24 protein-coding genes are annotated in these 26984 nt (G+C 60.9%); 11 read left to right on the top strand and 13 right to left on the bottom strand.

Features of this window, described 5'->3' with window-relative positions; genetic code table 11:
* The first annotated feature begins 110 nt into the window (after positions 1–110).
* The 4 genes from EPZ47_RS06990 (at position 111) to EPZ47_RS06975 (ending at position 3518) form a co-directional block, all read left to right on the top strand.
* Positions 111–413 carry an ArsR/SmtB family transcription factor gene (locus tag EPZ47_RS06990; protein WP_135844121.1) on the top strand — a complete coding sequence of 101 codons (303 nt, stop codon included), beginning with the start codon at positions 111–113 and terminating at the stop codon, positions 411–413.
* Positions 414–431: 18 nt separating this feature from the next.
* Complete coding sequence (locus EPZ47_RS06985) at positions 432–1598, top strand: MFS transporter (protein WP_135844120.1); 1167 nt, start codon at positions 432–434, stop codon at positions 1596–1598.
* Positions 1599–1636: 38 nt separating this feature from the next.
* Positions 1637–2686 (top strand): alkene reductase, encoded by a 1050-nt coding sequence (locus tag EPZ47_RS06980; RefSeq protein ID WP_135844119.1) that lies wholly within the window; start codon positions 1637–1639, stop codon positions 2684–2686.
* A 325-nt stretch (positions 2687–3011) separates the two neighbouring features.
* The gene (locus tag EPZ47_RS06975; protein WP_135844118.1) at positions 3012–3518 is read left to right on the top strand and encodes a hypothetical protein; all 507 of its coding nucleotides are present in this window, start codon (positions 3012–3014) and stop codon (positions 3516–3518) included.
* 209 nt (positions 3519–3727) lie between these two features.
* On the opposite strand, the gene EPZ47_RS06970 is transcribed toward EPZ47_RS06975, so the two are convergent.
* The gene (locus EPZ47_RS06970; protein WP_135844117.1) at positions 3728–4360 is read right to left on the bottom strand and encodes a TetR family transcriptional regulator; all 633 of its coding nucleotides are present in this window, start codon (positions 4358–4360) and stop codon (positions 3728–3730) included.
* A gap of 265 nt (positions 4361–4625) precedes the next feature.
* Here EPZ47_RS06970 and EPZ47_RS06965 point away from each other — a divergent pair, with 265 nt between their 5' ends.
* Genes EPZ47_RS06965 through adeC form a run of 3 tightly spaced genes read left to right on the top strand, consistent with a single transcriptional unit; the run spans position 4626 to position 10405 of the window.
* Positions 4626–5783: an efflux RND transporter periplasmic adaptor subunit gene (locus EPZ47_RS06965; RefSeq protein ID WP_135844116.1), complete on the top strand. Its 1158-nt coding sequence runs from the start codon at positions 4626–4628 to the stop codon at positions 5781–5783.
* A gap of 3 nt (positions 5784–5786) precedes the next feature.
* Positions 5787–8951, top strand: a complete 3165-nt coding sequence (gene emhB, locus EPZ47_RS06960) for an efflux RND transporter permease subunit EmhB (protein WP_135844115.1) — start codon at positions 5787–5789, stop codon at positions 8949–8951.
* Positions 8948–10405, top strand: coding sequence for an AdeC/AdeK/OprM family multidrug efflux complex outer membrane factor (adeC, locus tag EPZ47_RS06955; protein ID WP_135844114.1), 1458 nt, complete (start codon positions 8948–8950; stop codon positions 10403–10405). The genes emhB and adeC overlap by 4 nt, the downstream gene beginning before the upstream one ends.
* Before the next feature lie 77 nt (positions 10406–10482).
* On the opposite strand, the gene EPZ47_RS06950 is transcribed toward adeC, so the two are convergent.
* Positions 10483–10839: a DUF6124 family protein gene (locus EPZ47_RS06950; protein ID WP_135844113.1), complete on the bottom strand. Its 357-nt coding sequence runs from the start codon at positions 10837–10839 to the stop codon at positions 10483–10485.
* A gap of 1301 nt (positions 10840–12140) precedes the next feature.
* Between EPZ47_RS06950 and EPZ47_RS06940 the strand changes: the two genes are divergently transcribed.
* Positions 12141–13394, top strand: a complete 1254-nt coding sequence (locus EPZ47_RS06940) for an OprD family porin (RefSeq protein WP_135844112.1) — start codon at positions 12141–12143, stop codon at positions 13392–13394.
* A 209-nt stretch (positions 13395–13603) separates the two neighbouring features.
* Here the strand turns inward: EPZ47_RS06940 and pcaC are convergent, their stop codons facing one another.
* From pcaC to pcaR, 11 genes are all read right to left on the bottom strand, one after another.
* Positions 13604–13996: a 4-carboxymuconolactone decarboxylase gene (gene pcaC, locus EPZ47_RS06930; protein ID WP_122566795.1), complete on the bottom strand. Its 393-nt coding sequence runs from the start codon at positions 13994–13996 to the stop codon at positions 13604–13606.
* Positions 13997–14006: 10 nt separating this feature from the next.
* Positions 14007–14807: a 3-oxoadipate enol-lactonase gene (gene pcaD, locus EPZ47_RS06925; RefSeq protein ID WP_135844111.1), complete on the bottom strand. Its 801-nt coding sequence runs from the start codon at positions 14805–14807 to the stop codon at positions 14007–14009.
* A gap of 12 nt (positions 14808–14819) precedes the next feature.
* Complete coding sequence (locus EPZ47_RS06920) at positions 14820–16184, bottom strand: 3-carboxy-cis,cis-muconate cycloisomerase (protein WP_135844110.1); 1365 nt, start codon at positions 16182–16184, stop codon at positions 14820–14822.
* Between the two features lie 45 nt (positions 16185–16229).
* Positions 16230–17525: an MFS family transporter gene (locus EPZ47_RS06915; protein WP_135844109.1), complete on the bottom strand. Its 1296-nt coding sequence runs from the start codon at positions 17523–17525 to the stop codon at positions 16230–16232.
* 115 nt (positions 17526–17640) lie between these two features.
* Positions 17641–18207: a protocatechuate 3,4-dioxygenase subunit alpha gene (gene pcaG, locus EPZ47_RS06910; RefSeq protein WP_135844108.1), complete on the bottom strand. Its 567-nt coding sequence runs from the start codon at positions 18205–18207 to the stop codon at positions 17641–17643.
* Position 18208: 1 nt separating this feature from the next.
* Positions 18209–18913 carry a protocatechuate 3,4-dioxygenase subunit beta gene (gene pcaH, locus EPZ47_RS06905; RefSeq protein ID WP_135844107.1) on the bottom strand — a complete coding sequence of 235 codons (705 nt, stop codon included), beginning with the start codon at positions 18911–18913 and terminating at the stop codon, positions 18209–18211.
* A gap of 37 nt (positions 18914–18950) precedes the next feature.
* Positions 18951–20156, bottom strand: a complete 1206-nt coding sequence (pcaF, locus tag EPZ47_RS06900) for a 3-oxoadipyl-CoA thiolase (protein WP_178084298.1) — start codon at positions 20154–20156, stop codon at positions 18951–18953.
* The gene (locus tag EPZ47_RS06895; protein WP_178084297.1) at positions 20153–20935 is read right to left on the bottom strand and encodes a CoA-transferase subunit beta; all 783 of its coding nucleotides are present in this window, start codon (positions 20933–20935) and stop codon (positions 20153–20155) included. The genes pcaF and EPZ47_RS06895 overlap by 4 nt, the downstream gene beginning before the upstream one ends.
* Positions 20929–21789 (bottom strand): CoA transferase subunit A, encoded by an 861-nt coding sequence (locus EPZ47_RS06890; RefSeq protein WP_135844104.1) that lies wholly within the window; start codon positions 21787–21789, stop codon positions 20929–20931. Before EPZ47_RS06890 ends, EPZ47_RS06895 begins: the two co-directional genes overlap by 7 nt.
* A 203-nt stretch (positions 21790–21992) precedes the next feature.
* Positions 21993–23339, bottom strand: a complete 1347-nt coding sequence (pcaK, locus tag EPZ47_RS06885; RefSeq protein WP_135844103.1) for a 4-hydroxybenzoate transporter PcaK — start codon at positions 23337–23339, stop codon at positions 21993–21995.
* Positions 23340–23493: 154 nt separating this feature from the next.
* Complete coding sequence (pcaR, locus tag EPZ47_RS06880) at positions 23494–24336, bottom strand: pca regulon transcriptional regulator PcaR (protein ID WP_135844102.1); 843 nt, start codon at positions 24334–24336, stop codon at positions 23494–23496.
* Between the two features lie 590 nt (positions 24337–24926).
* On the opposite strand from pcaR, the gene EPZ47_RS06875 reads away from it, so the two are divergent.
* The 3 genes from EPZ47_RS06875 (at position 24927) to EPZ47_RS06870 (ending at position 26964) form a co-directional block, all read left to right on the top strand.
* Complete coding sequence (locus EPZ47_RS06875) at positions 24927–25127, top strand: hypothetical protein (protein WP_135844101.1); 201 nt, start codon at positions 24927–24929, stop codon at positions 25125–25127.
* A 118-nt stretch (positions 25128–25245) separates the two neighbouring features.
* Positions 25246–25416, top strand: a complete 171-nt coding sequence (locus EPZ47_RS30075; RefSeq protein ID WP_158296348.1) for a hypothetical protein — start codon at positions 25246–25248, stop codon at positions 25414–25416.
* A 72-nt stretch (positions 25417–25488) separates the two neighbouring features.
* A complete protein-coding gene (locus tag EPZ47_RS06870) occupies positions 25489–26964 on the top strand; it encodes an inorganic phosphate transporter (RefSeq protein ID WP_135844100.1) in 1476 nt (491 codons plus the stop codon).
* Positions 26965–26984: the final 20 nt, after the last annotated feature.

Below are 26984 nucleotides of genomic sequence, written 5' to 3'. Positions count from 1 at the left end.
TAGCGATTTATTCGATCCTCAGATCAAATCCATATTGGTATATCGCGAAATAACGATTTAAGGTTCGCCCCATCGCGATATAGCGTTTTACTCACCCCGAGCTTGCCCCCATGACCCTCGACCTCGACGAAATAATAAAAGCCCTGGCGCACCCAGTACGGCGAGACATCCTCAACTGGCTCAAAGACCCCAAGGTCCAGTTCCCCGAACAGTTGCACAACCACGAATTCGGCATTTGCGCCGGGCAGATCGACCAGCGCTGCGGCCTGTCGCAGTCCACGGTTTCTGCCCACCTGGCGGTGTTGCAACGGGCGGGGCTGATCAGCAGCCAGAAGGTCGGTCAATGGCACTTCTTCAAACGCAACGAGGAAGTGATCCAGCAGTTCCTCAAGCAAATGAGCCAAGAGCTCTGATCTGACAAGGACCCCACCATGCCCCTCTCACTCCTCATCCTGGCCCTGAGCGCCTTTGCCATCGGCACCACCGAGTTCGTCATCATGGGCCTGCTGCCCGATGTGGCGGCTGACCTGGGTGTCTCGATCCCCGGCGCCGGCTGGTTGGTGACCGGTTATGCCCTGGGTGTGGCCATTGGTGCGCCGTTCATGGCCCTGGCCACCGCGCGGCTGCCGCGCAAGGCCGCCCTGGTGGCGCTGATGGGGATTTTCATCGTCGGCAACCTGCTCTGCGCCATCGCCAGCGACTACAACGTGCTGATGTTCGCCCGGGTCGTCACCGCCCTCTGCCACGGTGCGTTCTTCGGCATCGGTTCGGTGGTGGCCGCCGGCCTGGTTGCGCCCAACAAGCGCGCCTCGGCCGTGGCCCTGATGTTCACCGGCCTGACCCTGGCCAACGTGCTCGGCGTACCGCTGGGCACTGCACTGGGCCAGGAAGCCGGCTGGCGCTCGACCTTCTGGGCCGTCACCGTCATTGGCGTGATTGCGCTGATCGGCTTGATCCGTTTCCTGCCAGCCAAGCGCGATGAAGAAAAACTCGACATGCGTTCGGAACTGGTAGCGCTCAAGGGCGCGGGCCTGTGGCTGTCCCTGAGCATGACCGCGCTGTTCTCCGCCTCGGTGTTCACTCTGTTCACCTACGTTGCCCCGTTGCTGGGCGAAGTCACCGGCGTGTCGCCCCGTGGCGTGACCTGGACCCTGGTGCTGATCGGCCTGGGCCTGACCCTGGGCAACATCATTGGCGGCAAGCTGGCAGACAAGAGCCTGGCGAACACGCTGATGGGCGTCTTCATCACCATGGCCGTGGTCTCAACCGTGCTGAGCTGGACCAGCGTGGCGCTGATCCCCACCGAAATCACCCTGTTCCTTTGGGCCACCGCCTGCTTTGCCGCCGTGCCGGCCCTGCAAGTCAACGTGGTGACCTTCGGCAAAGCCGCGCCAAACCTGGTGTCCACCCTGAACATCGGCGCTTTCAACATCGGCAACGCCCTGGGCGCCTGGGTCGGCGGCAGCGTCATCGATCACGGCCTGGGCCTGACCACCGTGCCCCTGGCCGCCGGTGCGCTGGCCGTGCTGGCGCTACTGGTCACCCTGATCACTTTCCGCCAGGGCGGCAATGCCGACCTGGCACCGGCAACTCACTGACTTCTAACCACTCCCTGACTCTTACGAGGTTGTAATTCATGACGACTATTTTCGATCCGATCAAACTCGGCGACATCGAGCTGAAGAACCGCATCATCATGGCCCCGCTCACCCGCTGCCGCGCCGACGCCGGTCGCGTACCCAACGCCTTGATGGCCGAGTACTACGTGCAACGTGCGTCCGCCGGCCTGATCCTCAGCGAAGCAACCTCCGTCACGCCAATGGGCGTGGGCTACCCGGACACCCCCGGCATCTGGTCCAACGACCAGGTACGCGGCTGGAGCAACGTGACCAAGGCGATCCACGGCGCCGGCGGCAAAATCTTCCTGCAACTGTGGCACGTGGGCCGGATCTCACACCCGTCGTACCTGAACGGCGAAACCCCGGTGGCGCCAAGCGCCATCCAGCCCAAAGGCCACGTGAGCCTGGTGCGTCCGCTGGCCGACTACCCGACGCCACGCGCGCTGGAAACCGCTGAAATCGCCGATATCATCGACGCTTATCGCGTAGGTGCCGAAAACGCCAAGGCCGCCGGTTTCGACGGTGTGGAAATCCACGGCGCCAATGGCTATCTGCTCGACCAGTTCCTGCAAAGCAGCACCAACCAGCGCACCGACCAATACGGTGGTTCCCTGGAAAACCGTGCCCGCCTGATGCTGGAAGTGACCGACGCCGTCATCGAAGTCTGGGGCGCCGGCCGGGTTGGCATGCACTTGGCACCACGCGCCGACTCCCATGACATGGGCGACGAGAACCGCCTCGAAACCTTCAGCTACGTGGCCCGCGAGCTGGGCAAGCGTGGCATCGCTTTCATCTGCTCGCGCGAGAAGGAAGGCGAAGACAGCATCGGCCCGCAACTCAAGCAAGCTTTCGGCGGCCCGTACATTGCCAATGAACGCTTCACCAAGGACAGCGCCAATGCCTGGCTCGCCGAGGGCAAGGCCGATGCCGTCGCCTTTGGTGTGCCGTTCATTGCCAACCCGGACCTGCCAGCACGCTTGAAAGCCGATGCACCCTTGAATGAGGCGCACCCCGAAACGTTTTATGGAAAAGGCCCGGTGGGTTATATCGACTACCCCGTGATGTAATTCGAAAAATCAGCTTTTTAAAAAAGCCCCGACTCGAAAGAGCCGGGGCTTTTTTGCATCTACACACTTCAAATCCAACCCGCTCCTTCGGCAATCGAAATATCAAATAACAACACAACATTTACTCGCCATGGATAACCACACCCAATAACGCTAATAATAATCCCGAACAACACCCCTTCCAGCAAACGGACTCAAAAACGACTCACTTTAAACAAGCCACTTCAAACTTTGTAGAAGCAACACTAAACCGAGCAACTTCGAACACGCCCAATTGTTTCATGCAGGCTTTAGCGAGCCTCGCATTCATGAGAGACACATCGCAATGAACATTATGAAAAACTTGGTTCTCGGCCTGTTGCTGGGGCCCGTAGCAGTTGCCAGCAGCCTGGCCAACACACGCATTACCGTGGAGATCACAAACAACACTTCCAACGTTTTGGAATTGACAAACATTTCAAGTGAAATCCCCATGCCCCCGGATTTTTCCTTGAGCGCTTATGAAGTGACCGCCAAAACGAAACAAGAACTTTATTTCGTCCATGACCGGAGATTCACCTACCCCGCCGCTGGCTGGCAGCCGACACTGAGAAAGATCAAGCCGATTGAATTAGTTCTCTCCTATCAAATGAGCAATTTCAACTTCGGCTGTCAAATGCAAACCCACTTTGAGGCGCCCATCGGTTTCGGCGCCCTGGAATCCAGTTATAGGCCAAATTGGAAAAGCAGAGTCGCGTATACCGGCAATGGTGAATACACCTGCCGGTCAGAAATCTTCCGAAAAATGCTCGAACCCCCCTTCAACTATTCGGTGCGCCTCATCGTCGAATAATCCAGGCGGTCGGTAACAGCCGACACGACAAGTACAGGCACCTATCTGGCGCCTGTACATGAACACGCCATAACGCCCCTGCACGATAGCGACTCGTGAGCGATCAACGTGCCCGCAGTGCATCTACAAAAGACCTGGACGCAATCAAGACACGGCGGCACCGTCGCCAATCAGCTATTGACACAAACCGATGCAATTACGCATTTTGTTCATTTGCGTAGGCTGGGGCTCAGGCGCAGCATATCCAGCCCGATGTCTACCCAGCGCTCAGCCTCACCGGCCAGCGAGAAGCTGTCGGGGGCCAGCAGCCATTGGTAGAGAATGCCGTCGATGTAGGCGTGGATGGCAATCGCCGCCCTTTCGGGGTCCAGGTCATCCGGCAGTTGACCGCGCTTCATCGCATTGCTCAACGACAGCACGATGCGCACATTGCAGTCGAGACTGACCTCACGCCGTTGCTGGCGCAAATCGCACATTTCATCGGTGAATTCGCACTTATGGAACAGAATTTCATTAATGCGGCGGGTTTTCGGGTCCAGGGCCACCTGCTGGAACAACTGCACCAACAGCTTGCGAATGCAGCCCAACGGATCAAGCTCCTCTTCGCGCTCACTGGCACGCGCCAGTTCATCGAGTGGCTCTTGCAAGGTATCGAGCATGGCCTGGAGCAGGTCCGCCTTGTTGCTGAAGTGCCAGTAGATGGCGCCGCGCGTCACACCGGCCAGTGTTGCGATATCGGCGAGCGTCGTGCGTGCCACGCCTCGCTCGAAAAACGCCTTTTCAGCGGCTTCGAGTATCTGGCTGCGAGTCTCCAGGGCTTCCTCTTTGGTACGACGGACCATGGCAGTAAACACCTCAATCAGGATGCGTAAGCAATGCGTAAGGATCAGCTGAACAAAATATGAGGCGGCGTTTCTTGGAATGCGTCCCCGACCCTTGCAGGCCTTTGTCAGGCTTTTGTAAATCCGGATGGTACGCAATTTGGCTGTTTACAAACAACCATGTACGTAAGTATATTTCTTAGCATCCTACTAATTGAATAACACCGCCTTTTTAACCTTCCACCTTTCGAGTGCGCCAGTTGCGCGCCTGGACCCGAGGATTTCCATGCAATTCAAGCCAGCTGTTACCGCTCTGGTTACCGCCATCGCCCTGGCATCGCTGCTCAGCGGATGCAAAAAGGAAGAGGCTGCGCCTGCTCCTCCCCCTCCTCAGGTCGGCGTCGTAACCCTCAAGACTCAACCCTTCACCCTGACGTCAGAGCTTCCGGGGCGCACCAGTGCGTTCCGCGTCGCCGAAGTTCGCCCACAGGTCAACGGCATCATCCTCAAGCGTCTGTTCAAGGAAGGCGCCGACGTCAAGGCCGGCCAACAGCTGTACCAGATCGACCCGGCCGTGTACGAAGCGACGCTCAAGAGCGCCGAAGCCAACCTGCGGTCCACCAAGTCGATTTCCGATCGTTACCAGCAACTGGTCAAGGAACAAGCCGTCAGCCGCCAGGAATACGACACCGCCTTGGCCAACCGCCTGGAGTCGGAAGCCAATCTGCAGACCGCCCAGATCAACGTGCGCTACACCAAGGTCTACGCACCGATCTCCGGTCGCATTGGTCGCTCCTCGGTAACCGAAGGTGCGTTGGTGAGCAACGGTCAGACCGACGCCCTGGCAACCATCCAGCAACTGGACCCGATCTACGTCGACGTGACGCAAAGCTCGGTAGAGCTGCTGCAGCTGCGCCGTGAGCTGGAAAGCGGCCGCTTGCAGAAAGCCGGTGACAACGCCGCCATGGTCAAGCTGACCCTGGAAGACGGCAGCCAATATGCCCATGAGGGCAAGCTGGAGTTCTCCGAGGTGTCGGTCGACCAGACCACCGGCTCGGTGACCTTGCGCGCCGTGTTCCCTAATCCGGATCACACCTTGCTGCCCGGTATGTTCGTCCACGCACAACTGCAGTCCGGTGTGAACAGCGCGGCGATCCTCGCCCCGCAGCAAGGCGTGACCCGCGACCTCAAAGGCACGCCGACCGCCCTGGTGGTAGGCGCGGACAACAAGGTCGAGTTGCGTCAGCTCAAGGCCAGCCGCACCGTCGGCAGCCAGTGGCTGATCGAAGACGGGCTCAAGGCCGGCGATCGCTTGATCACCGAAGGGTTGCAGTACGTACGGCCAGGGGTGGAAGTCAAAGCCACCGAAGCCACCAATGTTGGTGCCAAGAACCCGGCCCCCGCTCAGGCAGCTGATAAAGCAGCCGGCGGCAAAGGGGAGTAAACCATGTCGAAATTTTTTATCGACCGTCCGATTTTCGCCTGGGTAATCGCCCTGGTGATCATGCTGGTCGGGGCTCTCTCGATCCTCAAATTGCCGATCAACCAGTACCCGAGCATCGCCCCTCCGGCGATCGCCATTTCCGTGACCTACCCAGGCGCATCCGCACAAACCGTGCAGGACACCGTGGTGCAGGTCATCGAGCAGCAGCTCAACGGGATCGACAACCTGCGTTATGTGTCCTCGGAAAGTAACTCCGACGGCAGCATGACCATCACCGCGACCTTCGAGCAAGGCACCAACTCCGATACCGCCCAGGTCCAGGTGCAGAACAAGCTGAACCTGGCCACCCCGCTGCTGCCGCAAGAAGTGCAGCAACAGGGCATCCGCGTGACCAAGTCAGTGAGAAACTTCCTGATGGTGATCGGCGTGGTATCGCGCGACGGCAGCATGACTCGGGAGGACCTGTCCAACTACATCGTGTCCAACATGCAGGACCCGATTTCGCGGACCGCCGGTGTCGGTGACTTCCAGGTCTTCGGCGCCCAGTACGCCATGCGGATCTGGCTCGACCCGGCCAAGCTGAATAACTACAACCTGACCCCGGTGGATGTGACCACTGCCATTACCGCGCAGAACGTCCAGATTGCGTCCGGCCAACTCGGCGGCCTGCCTGCCCTGCCCGGTCAACAACTGAACGCCACCATCATCGGCAAGACCCGCCTGCAGACCGCCGAGCAGTTCAAGGCCATCTTGCTCAAGGTCAATCCGGACGGCTCGCAAGTGCGCGTCGGCGACGTCGCGGACGTCGCCCTGGGCGGTGAAAGCTACAGCATCAATGCCCAGTTCAACGGTGCCCCGGCTTCAGGCCTGGCGGTGAGACTGGCCACCGGCGCCAACGCCCTCGACACGGCCAAGGCCCTGCGCCAGACCGTCGAAAACCTCAAGCCGTTCTTCCCGCAAGGCCTGGAAGTGGTGTTCCCCTACGACACCACGCCAGTGGTGAGCGAGTCGATCAAGGGTGTGGTTGAAACCCTGGTCGAAGCGGTCGTGCTGGTGTTCCTGGTGATGTTTCTGTTCCTGCAGAACTTCCGCGCCACCATCATCACCACGATGACGGTGCCGGTGGTACTGCTGGGCACCTTCGGGATCCTCGCGGCGTTCGGCTTCAGCATCAACACCCTGACCATGTTCGGCATGGTGCTGGCCATCGGCTTGCTGGTGGACGACGCCATCGTCGTGGTGGAAAACGTCGAACGGGTGATGAGCGAAGAAGGCCTGTCGCCCAAGGAAGCCACCAAGAAATCCATGGGCCAGATCCAGGGTGCCCTGGTGGGTATCGCCCTGGTGCTATCGGCGGTACTGCTGCCGATGGCGTTCTTCGGTGGCTCCACCGGTGTGATCTACAAGCAGTTCTCCATCACCATCGTCTCGGCCATGGCCTTGTCAGTATTGGTGGCCCTGATCTTTACCCCGGCCCTGTGCGCCACCATGCTCAAAGCCATCCCCAAGGGTGAGCACGGCACGCCGAAACGCGGTTTCTTCGGCTGGTTCAACCGCACTTTCGACCGTGGCGTCAGAAGCTACGAGCGCGGCGTGGGCAACATGCTCAAGCACAAGGCTCCGTACCTGCTGGCCTACATCATCATCGTGGTGGGCATGGTCTGGCTGTTCACCCGCATTCCGACAGCGTTCCTGCCGGAAGAGGACCAGGGCGTGCTGTTCGCCCAGGTGCAGACACCGGCCGGCTCCAGCGCCGAGCGTACCCAGGTGGTGGTGGACAATATGCGCGAGTTCCTGCTGCGCCCCAGCAAGGACGGTGGTGAAGGCGATGGCGTGGCCTCGGTGTTCACCGTGACCGGCTTCAACTTCGCCGGTCGTGGCCAGAGCTCCGGCTTGGCGTTCATCATGCTCAAGCCGTGGGAAGAGCGGAACGCTGACAACACCGTGTTCAAAATCGCTGGCCGCGCGCAGCAACACTTCTTCACCTTCCGCGATGCAATGGTGTTCGCCTTCGCTCCGCCAGCGGTGATGGAACTGGGTAACGCCACCGGTTTCGACGTGTTCCTGCAGGACCGCGCCGGCATCGGTCACGAGAAGTTGATGGAAGCCCGCAACCAGTTCCTGGGCATGGCGTCCCAGAGCAAGGTCCTGGCCCAGGTGCGTCCGAACGGCCTGAACGACGAGCCGCAGTACCAATTGGAAATCGATGACGAGAAGGCCAGCGCGCTGGGCATTACCCTCTCGAACATCAACAACACGCTGTCGATTGCCCTGGGCAGTAACTATGTGAACGACTTCATCGACCGTGGTCGAGTGAAGCGGGTATACGTTCAGGGTCAGCCGAATGCGCGCATGAGCCCCGAAGACCTGCAGAAGTGGTATGTGCGCAACAGCGCCGGGACCATGGTGCCCTTCAGCGCGTTCGCCAAGGGCGAGTGGGTCTACGGCTCGCCGAAACTGGCCCGTTACAACGGCGTGGAAGCGATGGAGATTCTGGGATCGCCGGCACCGGGTTACTCCACCGGTGAAGCCATGGCCGAAGTCGAAGCCATCGCCAAGAAGCTGCCTGCCGGTGTGGGGATTTCCTGGACGGGCCTGTCCTACGAGGAACGCCTGTCGGGCTCCCAGGCACCAGCGTTGTACGCCTTGTCGCTGCTGATGGTGTTCCTGTGCCTGGCGGCGTTGTATGAAAGCTGGTCGATTCCGATCGCGGTCATGCTCGTGGTCCCGCTGGGGATCATCGGTGCATTGATGGCAACCAGCCTGCGTGGACTGTCCAACGACGTTTACTTCCAGGTGGGCTTGCTGACGACCATTGGCCTGGCGGCGAAAAACGCCATTCTGATCGTGGAATTTGCCAAGGAACTCCACGAACAGGGCCGCACGCTGGTGGAAGCTGCCATTGAAGCCTGTAGGATGCGTCTGAGGCCGATCATCATGACGTCCCTGGCGTTTGTCCTCGGCGTGGTCCCGCTGGCGATTTCCACGGGCGCAGGTTCAGGCAGCCAACACGCCATCGGTACCGGTGTGATCGGCGGTATGTTGACCGCCACCATCCTGGCGATCTTCTGGGTGCCCTTGTTCTTCGTGACCGTGTCGTCGATAGGCCGCCGCAAAAATGCCGACCAGGACGACACTCCTGAAACTTCTAAAGAGGCTGGCCAATGAGCAAGTCGCTCCTCTCCCTGACCATCGCTGCCGTCGTGCTCAGCGGCTGCTCGCTGATCCCCGATTATCAGCGGCCCGAAGCACCGGTTGCGGCGCAGTACCCGCAAGGCCCGGCCTACGAATCGGCCAATGCGCCCAGCCAGGCCGCCGTCGAGCAGGGCTGGAAACAGTTTTTCCATGACCCGGCGTTGCAACAGCTGATTCAAGTGGCCCTTGAAAACAACCGCGACCTGCGTGTCGCGGCGCTGAACATCGATGCCTATGCCGCGCAATACCGTATCCAGCGGGCGGACCTGTTCCCGGCGGTCTCGGCCACCGGTTCCGGCAGCCGCCAGCGGGTACCAGCACGGGCCTCGCAGACCGGTGAAGCGGCCATCAGCAGCTCCTACTCGGCCACCCTGGGCATCAGTGCCTATGAACTGGACCTGTTCGGTCGGGTTCGCAGCCTGAGCGAGCAAGCGCTGCAAAGCTACTTCGCGACCGAAGAAGCCCGTCGCAGCACCCAGATCAGCCTGGTGGCCAGCGTGGCCAACGCCTACCTGACCTGGCAGGCCGACAAGGAACTGCTCAAGCTGACCCAGGACACCCTGGGCGCTTACGATCAAAGCCTCAAGCTGACCTCGCGCAGCGCCGAAGTTGGCGTGGCCTCGGCCCTGGACTTGAGCCAGGCGCGCACGGCGGTAGAGAACGCCCGCGTGCAACTGGCTCGCTACACCCGCCAGGTCGCCCAGGACGAGAACAACCTGACCCTGCTGCTGGGTACTGGCCTGCCGGCCAACCTGAACTCGCAACCGCTGAGCGATGACCTGCTGAGCGAAATGCCGGCCGGGTTGCCATCGGACCTGCTGCAACGTCGTCCGGACATTCTCCAGGCCGAACGCAACCTGCTGGCCGCCAACGCCAACATCGGCGCCGCGCGGGCTGCATTCTTCCCAAGCATCAGCCTGACGGCCAACGCCGGCACCTTGAGCCCGGACCTGTCCGGGCTGTTCAAGGGCGGCTCAGGCACCTGGACCTTCGCCCCGCAAATCAATCTGCCGATTTTCAACGCCGGCAACCTGCGGGCAAGCCTGGATTACGCCAAAATCCAGAAAGACATCAACGTCGCCAATTACGAGAAGTCGATTCAGACCGCGTTCCAGGAAGTCTCCGACGGCCTGGCCGCACGCCGGACCTACAACGAACAGTTGCAGGCCCAGACCGCCTTCGTCGCCGCCAACCAGGACTACTACCGCCTGGCCGAGCGTCGCTACCGCATCGGCGTCGACAGCAACCTGACCTTCCTCGACGCCCAACGCCAACTGTTCAGCGCCCAACAATCGCTGATCACCGACCGCCTCTCGCAATTGACCAGCGAGGTCAATCTGTACAAGGCACTGGGTGGTGGCTGGAATGCCGAGAGCGGCAAGAACGAACCGGTGAAAGAAGAAGCACCGAAGATGAAACTGTTCTGATTGATGTTTGAACGCTGAAACAAGAAGCCCACCGAAAGGTGGGTTTTTTGTTTGTGCGTGTTTTAACAGCGACTGGGTTAACGCGGGTCGATGAGATCCAGCGCTCGATTGGCCAACAACTCACTCAAGTCAATCATCTGCGCCACGCCGAGCGCGACATGCCGCCGCGAGCCTTCCAGATCGAACGCCAGGTCGTTGACCATGGCACTGGCTGAGGCCAGGGTTTCGCTGAGATTTGCTAGCAGGCACTCGGTGTCGAGGGTATCGATGACGGTGAAAACTTGAGTTGAGGTTTTGGGTTTGGGTTTGGGATCAGGGTGGGTGCCCAGATGGTAATCGAGTGCTCGGTCTGCGGCCTCTTGGAGCTTTTCTGGATCGGGGTCGTTGTAGGGGAAAGTGCTTTCTGATGGCGAAGAAGGATGATGTTTTTTCATAACGGCGCTCCTGCATCAATTGGAGCCCGAGACGTGGGTCCGGGCGCTGGCGCCTAACGAATTCGGCGGGCTTGCAGTCCCGGTCGCTGGATTGGCAGCGACCCGAACAAGCTAGAGATACCGCTTCCGAGCAGCAACCTTAAAACTTCGTCGGAAAAGTCGCCGCGTCTGTCAGACCGGCCACAAATCTTGTGGGAGCAAGGCTTGCCCGCGATGGCGGCCTTACGGCTGGCCAAGATTTTGTTGATCGGGTACATATCCATTGCTGCGGTAACGGCGGCTTAGGGTTCCGCCCTGACGGCGGCTCACTTTTGAGAAGCGCAAAAGTAAGCAAAACGCTCATGCCCCACCACTCGGTGCCTCGCTAGGGCTCGGCATGCCCGCACTCCGGCATTGCTCCGTGGGCCGCCGCGAAGGGCCATCCATGGCCCAGCGCGGCTACCTCGGCATCCATGCCGAGGTGCCCACTGCGCAATGCCTGCGTGCGGCCATCGTGGTTAACGGGGCGCCGAGATCAACGTCCACCACGAGGCGGCCTGGTAGCCGACCTGGTTCTTGGTGGGACCGCGTTTTCCCTGTGGGAGCGAGCCTGCTCGCGATAGCGGTGGACCAGCCTGCATCAGCGTTGGATGTGCCGCCGTCTTCGCGAGCAAGCTTTGCTCCCACAGATCTGACAGGTGTACGACCAGGAGAGTCAGGTCGGCTCTAAGGCCGCCTCGCGGTGGACGTTGATCTCGGCGCCCCGTTAACCACGATGGCCGCACGCAGGCATTGTGGAGTGGGCATCCCGGCATGGATGCCGGGATAGCCGCGCTGGGCCATGGATGGCCCTTCGCGGCGGGCCCACGGAGCAATGCCTGCGTTCGGGCATGCCGAGCCTAGGCGAGGCACCGAGTGGTGGGGCAGGAGCGTTTTGCTTACTTTTGCGCTTCTCAAAAGTGAGCCGCTGTAAGAGCGGAACCATAAGTAGCCGTTACCGCAGCAATGGATATGTACTCGATCAGCTGTCAGGCCGCCATCGCGAGCAAGCTCGCTCCCACAGTGGAATGCGTCCATCCAATCAGTTTTTTGCCGTTCGATAATCGCCCAAAACCCACAATCAGCAATTGAACCGATCCCGGGCGGCCCTTCACCATCGCTCGCACAAAACCAATAACAACAGGTTCGACGCCATGCCCCTACACACCGCCCCACCCGGCTGATCCTCGATCGCCCTGACGCCCCTGGCTCCACCCTTACCGCCAGCACCTCAAACGTGCGGCAACAACTCGCTTCGTCCATAAAAAATAGAGACAACGCCCATGAAGCCCACACAGCACCTGTTCCCCAGCCTCATTGCCGTCGCCCTGACCAGTACCGCCCTACCCGTCCTGGCCGCGGAATCGGGGTTTGTCGAAGACGCCAAGGTCAATCTCAACCTGCGCAATTTCTACATCAACCGTAACTTCACCAACCCGAACAATGCCCAAGGCAAAGCCGAGGAATGGACCCAAAGCTTCATCCTCGACGCCAAGTCCGGTTTCACCCAGGGCGTGGTCGGTTTCGGTGTGGATGTGCTGGGCACGTACTCGCTCAAGCTCGACGGCGGTCGCGGCACGGCGGGCACACAACTGCTGCCGGTGCACGATGACGGTCGTCCGGCCGATGACTTCGGTCGCCTGGGCGTGGCCCTCAAGGCCAAGGTGTCGAAGACCGAGCTGAAGGTTGGCGAATGGATGCCGGTGCTGCCGATCCTGCGCTCCGACGACGGCCGTTCCCTGCCGCAAACCTTCCGTGGCGGCCAGGTGACCTCCACCGAGATCAGCGGCCTGACGCTGTACGGCGGCCAGTTCCGCGCCAACAGCCCGCGCAACGACGCAAGCATGGAAGACATGTCGATGAACGGCCGTGGCGCGTTCACTTCCGACCGTTTCAACTTCGGCGGCGGTGAATATGCCTTCAACGAAAAACGCACCCAAGTCGGCGTCTGGTACTCGGAACTGTCCGACATCTACCAGCAACAATACTTCAACCTGACCCACAGCCAGCCCATCGGCGACTGGACCCTGGGCGCCAACCTCGGCTACTTCATCGGCAAGGAAGATGGCAGTGCCCTGGCCGGCGACCTGGACAACAAAACCGCGTTCGCCCTGCTCTCGGCCAAATACGGCGGCAACACCTTCTATGTCGGCCTGCAAAAAGTCAGCGGCGACGATGCCTGGATGCGCGTCAACGGCACCAGCGGCGGCACCCTGGCCAACGACAGCTACAACTCCAGCTACGACAACGCGAAGGAAAAATCCTGGCAACTGCGCCATGACTTCAACTTCGCCGCCGTCGGCGTGCCGGGCTTGACCCTGATGAACCGCTACATCAGCGGTGACAACGTGCACACCGCCACGGTTGACGACGGCAAGGAATGGGGTCGGGAAAGTGAGCTGGCTTACACCGTACAGAGCGGTGCGCTGAAGAGTCTTAATGTGAAGTGGCGCAACTCGACGATGCGCCGGGACTACAGCAACAATGAGTTCGATGAGAACCGGTTGATTGTCAGCTATCCGATCAGCTTGCTGTAAAAACCAACATGGATGGAGGCTGTACCACCGTCATCGCGAGCAAGCTCGCTCCCACAGGGGATCAGTGTCGAACACAAAGTTTTGTGCTCACTGAAGATCCAGTGTGGGAGCGGGCTTGCTCGCGAAGGCGTCATCACATTCAACATCGAAGCAAACTGACCCACCGCTTTCGCGAGCAAGCCCGCTCCCACAGGGATTAGCGGCGGTTCCTAAGTCCGGGACTCGACGCCTAGCTCATCCCACACCGACTCGGCCAGGTGGAAGGTGGCGTTGGCTGCCGGGATGCCGCAGTAGATGGCGCTCTGCATGATCACTTCCTTGATCTCGCTGCGGCTCACGCCGTTGTTGGCGGCGGCGCGCAGGTGCAGTTTGAGTTCTTCGTTGCGGTTCATGCCGATCAGCATGGCGATGGTGATCAGGCTGCGGGTATGGCGCGGCAGGCCCGGGCGGGTCCAGATATCGCCCCAGGCGTGACGGGTGATCATCTCCTGGAATTCGCTGTTGAACTCGGTCAAGGCATTGAGGCTGCGATCAACGTGGGCATCGCCCAGCACCGCGCGGCGTACTTGCATGCCTTCGTCGTAACGTTGTTTCTCGTCCACAAAAAACTCCTCAGGCGCGGCCAGAATCAAGCAGGAAATCCAGCACCCGCGCGCTGAACGCGGCGCCGGCCTGGACGTTGGACAGGTGCGCGGCGTAGAACTCGGCGTACTCGGCACCGCTGACCCGCTCCTGGATAAAGTGCCCACCCGACGGCGGCGTCACGGCATCTTCAGTGCCGGCGATCACCAACAGCGGCACGCGGATCGACGACAGTTGCTCGCGGAAATCGGCATCGCGCACCGCTGCGCAGTTGGCCGCATAGCCCTGGGGTGAAGTGGCAGCGAGCATGTCAGTGATTTTTTTCGCCGTCGCTGGCTGCGCCTCAGAGAAGTCCGGGGTAAACCAACGGGCAATCGAGGCATCACGCAACGCTACCATCGCTGCCTGGCCGTCACGCAGCACGGTTTCGATGCGCGGGTTCCACACCGAAGGATCGCCGATCTTGGCGGCTGTATTACACACCACCAATTTATGCAGACGCTGACCGGCATTGATCCCCAACCATTGGCCGATCAACCCGCCCATGGACAAGCCACAGAAATGCACCTTGTCGATGCCCAACTGATCAAGCATCGCCAGTACATCGCGACCCAGTTGTTCGATGCTGTACGGCCCTTCGGTGACCAGCGACTGACCGTGACCACGGGTGTCGAAGCGCAGCACGCGAAAGTGTTCGCTGAAAGCCGCGACCTGCTCGTCCCACATGTGCAGATCAGTGCCCAGGGAGTTTGAAAGCACCAGCACCGGGGCGTCTTGCGGCCCGTCAAAACGGTAGTTCAGTTCGCCCTCGGCGAGTTTGACGAATCCCACAACAATCTCCTTTCAGGCGTTCAAGGCAAGGTGTTCGGCCACGGCCCGGGCAACCCAGGTCTGGGCCTGGCCGAGGTAATGGGCGGGGTTGAGCAAATGATCGAGCTCGGCGACGGAGAGTTGCGCCGTGACTTGGGGTTCGTCCCCCAGCACCGCGCGCAAATGCCGTTGTTCGGCCACGGCGCGCTTGCAGCATTGCTCCAGCAGATGATGCGCGGTGTCGCGCCCGACCCGCTGGGCGAGGACGGTGCTGACCGCCTCGGCCAGCACCAACCCCTGGGTCAGTTCCAGGTTACGGGCCATGCGCGCTGCGTCCACTTCCAGCCCTTCGGCCAACAACCGCGCTTGTTGCAAGGCACCGGACACCAGGCAGCAGATCTCCGGCAGGGTCTCCCATTCGGCGTGCCACAAGCCAAGACTGCGCTCATGTTCCTGGGGCATGGCGCTGAACAGCGTCGACAACAAACCAGGCACCCGGGTCGCCGCGCCGATCAGCACCGCCGCGCCCACCGGGTTACGTTTGTGCGGCATGGTGGACGATCCGCCCTTGCCCGGTGCCGACGGTTCGAACGCTTCGCCGGCCTCGGTCTGCATCAACAGGCTGATGTCGCGGCCCAGTTTGCCCAGGCTGCCAGTGATCAAACCGAGCACCGAGCCGAATTCCACCAGGCGATCCCGCTGGGTGTGCCACGGCTGCTCCGGCAGGTTCAATCGCAGCTCGGCAGCCAGGGCTTCGGCGATGGGCAGGGCCTGCTCACCCAGTGCGGCGAGCGTCCCGGAAGCGCCGCCGAATTGCAGCACCAGCAAGCGCGGCTTGAGGTCTTTCAAGCGTTGGCGACTGCGAGTGATCGCCCCCAGCCAACCGGCGATTTTCATGCCCAGGGTCACCGGCGTGGCGTGTTGCAGCCAAGTGCGCCCGGCCAGCGGTGTGGCAGCGTAACGTTCGGCTTGGCGGGCCAGGGTAACGGCCAATTGCGCCAGCTCGTCTTCGATCAGCGTCAAGGCTTGGCGCAGTTGCAGGATCAGCCCACTGTCCATCACGTCCTGGCTGGTAGCGCCCAGATGCACATAGCGCTCAGCCTCGGCATCCTCGCTCGCGATACGCTTGCCCAGTGCCTTGACCAACGGGATCGCCGAATTGCCGGCACTGGCAATTGCTTCGCTCAACGCCGAAAAATCGTACAACTGGGCGTGACAGGCGTTCTCGATCGGCGCCACCGCGCTCTGGGGAATCAACCCTACCCGCGCTTCAGCCCTAGCCAATGCGGCCTCGACATCCAGCATGGCCTGTACCCGGCCCGCATCGCAGAACACCTCGCGCATCTCGCGAGCCGTGAAGTAGGTATCGAACAGCTGATTGCTCGGTCGTTCGCTCATAAACAGTCCTTGGATGCGCCCGCCTCTCGGTCGAGCGCGGTGGGGTCAAAGGTCGTGATGCAAATACGCCGGTTGCTTGGGCAGGCGCAGGCTAAACAGAAACGCCACCACCATCATCACCGTGACGTACCAATAAAAGGCGTTTTCCATGCCTTGGGCCTTCAGGCTCAGGGCGACGTACTCGGCCGAGCCACCAAAAATCGCATTCGCCACCGCATAGGCCAACCCTACCCCCAGCGCCCGTACTTCGGGTGGAAACATTTCAGCTTTTACCAATCCGCTGATGGAGGTGTAGAAGCTGACGATCGCCAGCGCCAGGGTAATCAGCACAAACGCCAGGAACGGGCTGCTGATACTTTTGAGGGTCAGCAGGATCGGCACTGTGCACAACGCACCCAGGGCGCCGAACCAGAGCATGGAGTTACGCCGACCGATCTTGTCCGCCAGCATGCCGAACAGCGGCTGCATGCACATATAGAGGAACAACGCGCCGGTCATGATGTAGCTGGCGGTCTTGGCGTGCAGGCCGGCGGTGTTCACCAGGTATTTCTGCATGTAAGTGGTGAACGTGTAGAAAATCAGCGAGCCGCCAGCGGTGTAACCCAGCACGGTGATGAACGCGGCCTTGTGATCGCGAAACAGCGCGGCGATGCTACCGGCGTCCTTGTTCTCGCGCATTTCCTTGCTGCTGGTTTCCTTCAAGGAGCGCCGCAGCAATAGAGAAATCAACGCCGCCGCCGCGCCGACCACGAACGGGATCCGCCAGCCGTAGGCACGCAATTCGTCTTCGCTGAGGAACTGTTGCAGGACCACCACCAGCGACACCGCCAGCAGTTGTCCGCCGATCAACGTCACATACTGGAACGAGGCAAAAAAGCCGCGCTGGCCCTTGAGGGCGACTTCGCTCATGTAGGTGGCCGTGGTGCCGTATTCACCGCCCACCGACAGGCCTTGCAGCAAGCGCGCGAGCAACAGCAGCACTGGCGCCCAGACGCCGATGTCCTTGTAGGTGGGCAGGCAGGCGATGAGTAACGAGCCGAAGCACATCATCAGCACCGAAATCATCATCGAGTTCTTGCGCCCGTGACGGTCCGCCACCCGGCCGAAAATCCAGCCGCCGATGGGCCGCATCAAGAACCCGGCGGCGAACACACCCGCGGTGTTGACCAGTTGCACCGTGGGGTTGTCCGACGGGAAGAACGCTGGCGCAAAATAAATCGCGCAGAACGCATAGACGTAGAAGTCGAACCATTCGACCAGGTTGCCGGATGAGGCACCGACGATGGCGAAGATGCGCTTGCTGCGTTCTTCGCCGGTGTAGTGGGTCATTGGAATCGTCATGTTTTTTCACTCATGGGGACTGACAGTGTCTAGACACACTTTGTAACAGCCCCGTTCCACAGTCCTTTCACCCGTGGCGAGGGAGCTTGCTCCCTCGCCACGGGAAAATTGTCACTCAGTAATCGAAAAACACCGTCTCGGCATCCGTCCCCTGCAGGATCACGTTCCACTGATACACGCCCGAAGCATCGGGCTTGCTCACGAGAGTGGCGCGACGCTCCTCAGGCACGCAGGCCAAAAGCGGGTCGGCCTCGTTGGCCTGTTCGCCATCGAAGTAGATGCGCGTCAGCAGATGCTTGACCAGCCCACGGGCGAACACCAGCACCACCAGATGCGGTGCCTGAGTCGTGCCCCCCAGTCCCGGCACGGTGCCCGGCTTGATGGTGGTGAAGCGAAAGCGTCCTTCGGCATCCACCGGCACCCGGCCGAAGCCTTCGAAATGGGGGTCCAGGGGTTTGTCCTGGTCGTCTTCAGGGTGGGCGTATTTACCGGCAGCGTTGGCCTGCCAGACTTCCAGCATCGCGTCGTTGACGAACGCGCCGTTGCCGTCGACCACCTGCCCGGTGATCGCCACCCGTTGGCCAAGGGTTTGGGCGACGGTCAGGTCTTCGCGGTTCAACCAGGTCAGGCCGATGTGGTAGTACGGGCCAACGGTGTGGGACGTGGTGGCGGTAAGCGTCATCTTATTTCTCCATCGGCGTGGCATCGCGGCCGCGCAAAACGATGTCCCAGCGATAACCGAGGGCGTAGTTGGGGACGGTTTTTTCCAGGTCGAAACGGGCGATCAGGCGTTCCTTGGCGCTGGTGTCCGGCACGCAGTTGTAGATCGGGTCGTAGGCCAGCAGCGGGTCGCCGGGGAAATACATCTGCGTCACCAGGCGCGTCAGAATGCTCGGCCCGAACAGTGAGAAATGGATATGCGCCGGGCGCCAGGCATTGTGATGGTTGCCCCATGGATAGGCGCCGGGCTTGATGGTCTGGAACTGATACCAACCGTCAGCGTCAGTGATGGTGCGACCGCTGCCGGTGAAATTCGGATCCAGCGGCGCGTCGTGATTGTCGCGGTCATGGTTGTAGCGACCGGCGGCGTTGGCCTGCCAGATTTCCACCAGGATGCCCGGCACGGGCTGACCGTGCTCATCCAGTACGCGCCCGTGAATGATGATGCGTTCCCCCAGCGGCTCGCCGGCATGCTGGGCGGTCAGGTCGTAGTCCTTCTCCTGCACACGGTCAGCGCCGACGGTCGGACCGGTGATTTCCGACAGCGAGTGCGGCAGATACACCAACGGCTTGGACGGCGAGCGCAGGTTGGTGGACTGGTACGGCGGGTGCAAATACTCCGGCTGGGTGCCCGCTTGGGGGCGACGATAACCAGGCTTGTCAGTCATGAAGCATTCCTCGGTTTCTTATTAGTAGAACGACGGGTCAGACGCGCTCAATAGCCAGCGCCAGACCCTGGCCGACACCGACACACATGGTCGCCAAGCCTTTCTTGCCGCCGGTCTTTTCCAAATGATGCAACGCTGTCAGGACCAACCGCGCCCCACTCATGCCCAGCGGATGGCCGAGGGCGATGGCGCCGCCGTTCGGATTCACCTGCGGCGCATCGTCCGCCACCCCCAGGTCGCGCAGCACCGCCAGGCCTTGGCTGGCAAAGGCTTCGTTGAGCTCGATCACATCGAAATCGGCCACCGCCAGGCCCAGGCGTTCGGTGAGCTTGCGCACCGCCGGTACCGGGCCGATGCCCATCACCCGAGGCGCCACACCGGCACTGGCCATGCCCAACACCTTGGCTCGAGGCGTCAGGCCATGTTTCTTCACCGCGTCGGCCGACGCCAGGATCAGCGCCGCCGCCCCGTCATTCACCCCCGAGGCGTTGCCGGCGGTGACGGTCTTGTCCGGGCCGTTGACCGGTTTGAGTTTGCTCAAGGTTTCAAGCGTGGTGTCGGCGCGAGGATGCTCGTCCTGCTCGACCACGGTCTCACCTTTCTTGTGGGCAATGCGCACCGGAACAATTTCTTCGGCGAAAAAACCTGCCGCCTGGGCCGCCGCCGTGCGCTGTTGGCTGCGCAAGGCGAAAGCGTCCTGGTCGGCGCGGGACACCGCGTAATCATCGGCCACGTTATCCGCCGTCTGCGGCATCGCGTCCACACCGTACTGGGCTTTCATCAATGGGTTGATGAAGCGCCAGCCGATGGTGGTGTCTTCCAGTTTCATGTTGCGCGAGAACGCCGCGTCAGCCTTGCCCATCACGAACGGTGCGCGGGACATCGACTCCACGCCGCCGGCGATAGCCAATTCCATTTCACCGCTGGCGATGGCGCGGAACGCCGTACCGATGGCGTCCATGCCCGAGGCGCAGAGGCGGTTGAGGGTCACCCCGGGAATACTTTCCGGCAAACCCGCCAGCAGCAGCGCCATGCGCGCCACGTTGCGGTTGTCTTCGCCGGCCTGGTTGGCGCAACCGAGGAACACCTCGTCCACGGCAGTCCAGTCCACCGACGGATTGCGCTCCATCAGTGCCTTGATCGGTACGGCCGCCAGATCATCGGCGCGCACGGCGGACAAACCGCCGCCGAACCGGCCGATGGGGGTTCGAATCGCATCACAGATATAAACGTCGCGCATCAGGCTTCTCCCGGTACCTGGCCATGGGCCGCTGCGGTGCGAGCTTCCAGATCGCGCAGCGCGCGCAGCTCCAGCTCGCTCGGTTCGGCCGTGGTGTGCACCTGGTCGGCGAAACGGACCGCCCATCCGGTGGCGGCAACGACCTGTTCGCGGGTCACGCCGGGATGCAGCGCAGTGACCACAAACTCATGGGTGTCGGCTTCCGGTTCCATGATGCACAGGTCGGTGATGATGCCCACGGGGCCGGCGCCTGGCAGGCCCAGGCGTTTACGCGAATCGCCGCCCTCGCCGTGGCCGACCGAGGTGATGAAGTCCAGTTTGTCGACAAACGAACGCGCCGACTGCTTGAGAATGATCAGCACACTCTTGGCCGAACCGGCGATTTCCGGTGCACCGCCGGCGCCCGGCAAACGGACTTTTGGCTGATGGTAGTCGCCCACCACCGTGGTGTTGATGTTGCCGAAGCGGTCAACCTGGGCCGCGCCGAGGAAACCGACGTCGATGCGCCCGCCCTGCAGCCAGTAGCGAAAAATCTCACCGGTGGGTACGACGGTGTCCGCAGTTTCCGCCAGCTCACCATCGCCAATGGACAACGGCAGTACGCTGGGCTTGGCACCGATCGGACCGGACTCGTAGATCAGGACCACATCCGGCGCCGAAGTCAGCCGCGCCAGGTTGGCCGCTTTCGACGGCAGGCCAATGCCCACGAAGCAAACGGCGTTGTTCTTCAACCGACGGGCTGCGGCAACGGTCATCATTTCATTGGTGGAGTACGTCATGATTTCACCTGCGAAGCGGCTGCCAGTCTGGCCTGGAACTCACTGAAGTCTTTAGTGCCGTGGATGTATTCGTTGATCCACGCGGTAAAGGTCTCACGATCCCGAGCGATGGGGTCCCACGCTTGGTAGAAACGATTGTCACGTTCGGTGTAGCCGTGGGCATAGGACGGATGCGCGCCGCCCGGGACGTGGCAGACCGCGCTCAAGGCCCAGGTCGGCAGCACGCAGGCGTTCATCGGCGCCTTCAGGTCGTCGACGATCTCTTCCACCGTGACGATGCAGCGCTTGGCGGCCAGCGCGGCCTCTTTCTGCACACCGAGAATGCCCCACAGCAGCACGTTGCCTTTGCGGTCGGCTTTCTGGGCGTGGATCACTGTGATGTCCGGACGCACCGAAGGCACAGCGGCCAGCACTTCACCGGTGAAGGGGCAGGTCACGCTTTTGATCAGCGGGTTGACCTTTGGCAGGTCAGAACCGGCGTAGGCCCGCAGCACCGCAAACGGCAGGCCCGAGGCCCCGGCGACGTAAGCGTTGGCCAGGTCGGCATGGCTGTGTTCCTCGATCTCCAGCGGGTGCGGCCATTGCTTCTCTACGGCGTCACGCAGGCGGTGCAACGACCCCACGCCAGGGTTGCCGCCCCAGGAAAAAATCAACTTGCGAGCACAGCCGGCGCCGATCAACTGGTCGTAGATCAGGTCAGGCGTCATCCGCACCAGGGTCAGATCTTTCTTACCCTGACGAATGATTTCATGACCCGCCGCCGTCGGAATCAGGTGAGTGAAGCCTTCGAGCGCGACGGTATCGCCGTCGTTGACGAATTGCTTCACCGCGTCGTGCAGCGAAAGGATTTCAGCCATGGGGCAGGCTCCCGTTTTCCAGTAGACCGACATGAAGAAAAAGGCGCGAGGTTAAGCGCCGGAGTGACTGAAGATTAAGCTGAGGGAAAAGGCCAAACAATCCGATAATCGACTGAGTGTTCGTTTATCGAACAGATTGTTGTTTGGCTATCGATTTATCCAAGTACACAGAGAACCCCGTGGGAGCGGGCCATGTCACCGCCTCAAGTCGCATCCGCATGACTGACCATGCCCTTGATCACCACCGCCGTGGTCGCCAGCGCCGCCGGAATCACCAGAGCGGTCAGGACCTGTTCGAAATTCCAGCCCAGGCCCAGCAAGGTCGCGCCCATCCAGGCGCCGAGGATCGCGCCGAAACGGCCGATGCCCAGCATCCACGACACACCCGTGGCCCGGCCCTGGGTCGGATAAAACCGCGCCGCCAGGGACGGCATGGCCGATTGCGCGCCGTTGACGCACATGCCGGCCACCAGCACCAGGGTGGCGAGCAAGGTGATGTTGCCCAGGCTCTGCCCCACGGCGTAGGCAAATATCCCGGCCATCAGATAGAAAAGGCCGATGACCTTGTGTGGATTGAACCGGTCCATCGCCCAACCCACGCCGACCGCGCTCAATACCCCACCGAATTGAAACAACGCGCCGATAAACGCCGCCTGCTCCATGCTCGCGCCGCTGTCGCGCATCAGCGTCGGCAACCAGCTGGTCAGCAGGTAAACGATCACCAGGCCCATGAAATAGGTCAGCCACAGCAGCAAGGTGCCGGCGCTGTAGGTGCCGGAGAAGATCACCGCCAGTACGTTGCGAGCCTTCACGGTTTTCTGTTCCGGCACACTGAAGCTCGCCGCCTGGGCAACGGTGTGCGGATCGATTGGCGCCAGGGTCCTGCGTACTTTATCGGTGCCGCGATTGCGCACCACCAGGTAACGCGCCGACTCCGGCAGCCAAAACAACAGCACGACCGCCAGGATCAATGGCAGGATTCCGCCGATCAGCAATAGGCTGTGCCAGCCGAACGCCGGTATCAACTTGGCAGAGATGAACCCGCCACCGGCCATGCCCAGGTTGAAGCCGCAGAACATGCTGGTCACCAGCAGGGATTTCTTGCGCTCCGGGGTGTATTCCGACAGCAAAGTGGTGGCGTTCGGCATCCCGGCGCCCAACCCCAGGCCGGTGAGGAAACGCAGCACCAGCAATTGATCGACGTTGGTGCTGTAGGCCGATGCCAGACTGAACGCGCCAAACAGCAGGACCGCGCCCACCAGTACGACTTTTCGCCCAAAACGGTCAGCCAGCGGGCCGGAACCCAGTGCGCCGAACACCATGCCGATCAATGCGGCACTCATCACCGGCCCAAGGCTGGCGCGATCGATGCCCCAGTCCTGGGACAGGGCCGGGGCGATGAAGCCCATGGCCGCCGTGTCGAGGCCATCGAGAAAGACAATCAGAAAGCAGAGAATCACCACTCGCCACTGGTAGCGCGAAATGGGTTGGGCGTTGATGAAGGACTGCACATCGAGGCAATTGCCTACGGAAGTTTGGGGCTGATTCATTTTATTTTTATTCCACGCGAGAAACGCAGGCGAACAGAAGTCGCCACCGACCGAGCCAGACTCGATCACGCCGGATGACGCTGCCGCGACATTAATGAGGCACGGTAAATACCGTCAATTCACCAGCGGCGACTCTGTGCGTTTATCGAACAACTTAAGTGAACAGCTGCGCACTCAAGTCGCGGCTTGCCGCGAGTAAGCCTGGCAGGAAGCGCTGCTCCAACTCGCTGCGGCTGACCCGCCCGGCATGGGTACTGACATTCAGCGCCGCCACCACCTGACCGGAAGCGTCGTACACCGGCACGGCAATCGAACGCAGGCCCTGCTCCAGTTCCTGGTCGACGATGCACCAGCCCTGCTGTCGAACCTGTTGCAGGCACTCGAGCAGCGCCTCGGGTGTGTGCAGGGTCCGGCTGGTCTTGGCCTGCAGGTCGGCGTGGTCGAGGTAGTCACGCAGCGACGCATCATCCAGGGCCGCCAGAAGAATCCTACCCATGGAGGTGCAATAAGCCGGCAGACGCCCACCAACGGAGAGGTCCACGGAGATCAGCCGCTGAGTGGTGGCCGACCGGGCAATATAGAGAATATCGTCGCCTTCGAGCGTCGCCATGTTGCAGGCCTCGTGCAACTGTTCGCTCATGCGGTCCAGATAGGGCTGGGCGGAAACAGCCAGGGGCGTCGAGGACAGATAGGCGTGACCGAGGGTCAGCACTTTGGGCAACAACGAATAGGTGCGCCCGTCCGTCGTGGCGTAGCCAAGCTTGATCAAGGTATGCAAGCAACGTCTGACGGCGGCACGGGGAATTTCCGTGCGGTGGCTGATCTGGGCAATGGTCAGGTGTCGCTTGCGCTCCTGGAAAGCCTGGACCACGGCCAATCCGCGGGCCAGGGACGTCATGAAGTCCGGGTCGCCCGTCAGGGCCTGGATCCGCTTGGCCGGTGAGGCGACGATCGGGGGCGCTACTGAAGTAAAGGCGTTGCGCAACTGGTCGTTCATGTCTGGTCCTTCCCGGCAAATGACGGCTATTACAAGCGGCTGCCCAATGAACAGACAAGGGCAAGCTGCCAAGACCGTTCGATTATCGAACCAGCGATCGATAATCGCAACAAGGCTGATTGCGCGGTAATTCGCTTGATCTGGCGAGCAGAGTCGATATAAGTTCCAGCTCCAAGGACGGCGACTTCAACTCGGGGCATGGGATATTGAACTTGTCAGCGTCGATGGCGTCAGCCTACCGGCACTTGCGGGCGCGAGCTGAAACCTAATTGCCATAAGTTGTGCATCCAAACATGGATTCACACAACAAAAGACCGTTTTAACTTTTCCCGATAGTGTTCTTCGAGTGGACCGCTATAATGCACTTCAGTGACGCAACGGCCAATCGACCGTTCCCGTCCGCCGGTACTGCAGATATACCGTAGTGCCGGCAACAGGTGCCCGAAGCACCTTAATGGCCGCTTCTCCTGTATTGGTAACAACACGAAGCCCTGATGCTACGTCAGCTGTCAGCTCTGGTGCCGTGGCCGTCTGCATGCCTACATGCAGTGCGTATCACCAGATTCAATTTCAATTTATTAGGTAACACTGTGACGAAAGACGAACTGCGCGCGGAACTTGAGCGCCAGGAACAACGTTACAAGGAAGTTTACGGCGGGGAAGTCACCACCTACGCCGCGCAGCCTGAACCCGAACGCAAACCCTGGCGTAAACGCGCCACCGTTCAGGACCAGGCCTTCACCCAGGAACTCCAGAAAATGGAAAAGGAACTCAAAGCCGAAGAGCATTGACACTTAAGGCTTGTGTTCTTGTGAAGCGGTATCCGGCCGACACCCAGGCCGGACACCGAGGTTGAGCGCCCGTCATGAGCGGGCCGCATCTCCTTGCGCCAACGGTCGAGGAATGCCCATGACCGAACTTCTTTCAGGTATTTCATACCACCCTGACGCCCCCTCCAACCGGGTGGCGATCTTGTCGTTCGCGCTTTCCACACCAGAATCAATGGGTTGCATGACCCGCCAAAAACCTCGGCGCGACGGGCTTTCTACAAATTATTTCGTAGAAGAATGTTACCGATGAGCAGGCAATGCATCGATTGCCACGGTTTTCTGGCATAATCGCGCCCCCTTACGACCGGGTCAGAAAACCTTCATGATCGATTTATTCAGCGGACTGGATGCTTGGGTGCTTGTGAGCCTCTTGCTCGCCCTGGCTTTTGTCCTCGCCTTCGAGTTCATCAACGGCTTTCATGACACCGCTAACGCGGTTGCCACTGTTATCTACACCAAAGCCATGCCGCCTCACCTGGCGGTGTTCTTTTCCGGTGTATTCAATTTCCTCGGCGTACTGCTGGGCGGCGTGGGCGTGGCGTATGCCATCGTCCACCTGTTGCCCGTGGAACTGCTGATCAATGTGAACACCGGACATGGGCTGGCCATGGTGTTTTCGCTGCTCGCAGCGGCCATCACCTGGAACCTGGGCACCTGGTACTTCGGTATTCCGGCTTCCAGTTCCCACACGCTGATCGGTTCGATCCTCGGCGTGGGCCTGGCCAACGCACTGATCAATGACATTCCGTTGGCCGACGGGGTGAACTGGCAGAAGGCGATCGATATCGGCGCCTCCCTGGTGTTCTCGCCCATGGCCGGCTTCCTGATTGCCGCCCTGGTGTTGATCAGCCTGAAATGGTGGCGTCCACTGTCAAAGATGCACAAGACGCCAGAACAGCGCCGCAAGATCGACGACAAGAAGCACCCACCGTTCTGGAACCGCCTGGTGCTGGTGATCTCGGCCATGGCCGTCAGCTTCGTCCACGGCTCCAACGATGGTCAGAAAGGTATCGGCCTGATCATGCTGGTGCTGATCGGTATCGTGCCTTCGCAGTTCGTGCTCGACCTGAACAGCACCACCTACCAGATCGAGCGGACCCGCGACGCGACCCTGCACTTGAGCCAGTTCTACCAGCGCAACAGCCAGTCCCTGGGTGAATTCCTGGCGCTGGGCAAAAGCGTGAAGGGCGATCTGCCGGAGAAATTCCGCTGCAACCCGCAGCAGACTGAACCGACGATCAATGCACTGCTCGACACGCTCAAAGGCGTGGCTGACTACCATTCGCTGCCGTCGGAAAGCCGTATCGAGGTGCGTCGCTACCTGCTCTGCCTGGACGACACGGCGAAGAAGGTCGGCAAGTTGCCAGGCCTGGCAGCCCGTGAGAAAGACGACCTGAACAAGCTGCGCAAGGACTTGACCGGCACCACCGAGTACGCCCCGTTCTGGGTGATTCTGGCGGTCGCCCTGGCGCTGGGCCTGGGCACCATGGTCGGCTGGAAGCGCGTGGTACTGACCATCGGTGAGAAGATCGGCAAGCAAGGCATGACCTACGCCCAAGGCATGTCGGCGCAGATCACCACCGCGTGCATGATCGGCATGGCGAACATTTTCAGCCTGCCGGTTTCCACCACCCATGTACTGTCCTCGGGCGTGGCCGGCACCATGGTCGCCAATAAGAGCGGCCTGCAAGGTGGCACGGTTCGAACCATCCTGCTGGCCTGGGTATTGACCCTGCCGGCGACCGTAGCGCTGTCGGCCGGGCTGTTCTGGCTGGCATCCAAGGCCCTGGGTAGCTGATTTCAGCCAGTTACAAAAAA

The organism is Pseudomonas viciae, from assembly GCF_004786035.1.
In the GTDB taxonomy this organism is placed as follows: Bacteria; Pseudomonadota; Gammaproteobacteria; order Pseudomonadales; family Pseudomonadaceae; genus Aquipseudomonas; species Aquipseudomonas viciae.
The sequence above is the reverse complement of the archived record's forward strand: the minus strand, read 5'-3'. Positions and strand labels throughout refer to the sequence as shown.